The 653-nt window shown below is 46.9% G+C and carries 1 protein-coding gene; it reads right to left on the bottom strand.

What is annotated here, in order from left to right:
• Positions 1-653 (bottom strand): DUF1542 domain-containing protein (locus JEQ21_RS09830; protein WP_199365320.1); only part of this gene is annotated, 653 nt, incomplete at both ends.

The raw sequence follows: 653 nt of genomic DNA, 5'->3' as shown, positions 1-653 counted from the left end.
ACTGCTTCTTTAGCTTTGTCCGCTTCTGCTTTTGCTGCTTCCTTAGCTGCTGCTTTTTCTTCATCAGTTGCGTCTGATGCGTCAATCGCTGCTTCTTTCGCTGCCAAGGCTTCTTCGATCGCTTTCTTAGCGTCTTCCTTCGCTTCCGCTACTGGATCTTTCGATGGTACTTCAACATCTTCTACAGATTTAACACCAGAATCTTTCGCTTCTGTTACTGCATCTGCTGTCTCTGCTACATCGACTGCTTCTTTAGCTTTGTCCGCTTCTGCTTTTGCTGCTTCCTTAGCTGCTGCTTTTTCTTCATCAGTTGCGTCTGATGCGTCAATCGCTGCTTCTTTCTCTGCCAAGGCTTCTTCGATTGCTTTCTTAGCGTCTTCCTTCGCTTCCGCTACTGGATCTTTCGATGGTACTTCAACATCTTCTACAGATTTAACTCCAGAATCTTTTGCTTCTGTTACTGCATCTGCTGTCTCTGCTGCATCGACTGCTTCTTTAGCTTTGTCCGCTTCTGCTTTTGCTGCTTCCTTAGCTGCTGCTTTTTCTTCATCAGTTGCGTCTGATGCGTCAATCGCTGCTTCTTTCGCTGCCAAGGCTTCTTCGATCGCTTTCTTAGCGTCTTCCTTCGCTTCCGCTACTGGATCTTTCGATGG

The sequence above is a fragment of the Streptococcus sp. 121 genome (assembly GCF_016458205.1).
Classification (GTDB): domain Bacteria; phylum Bacillota; class Bacilli; order Lactobacillales; family Streptococcaceae; genus Streptococcus.
The sequence above is the reverse complement of the archived record's forward strand: the minus strand, read 5'-3'. Positions and strand labels throughout refer to the sequence as shown.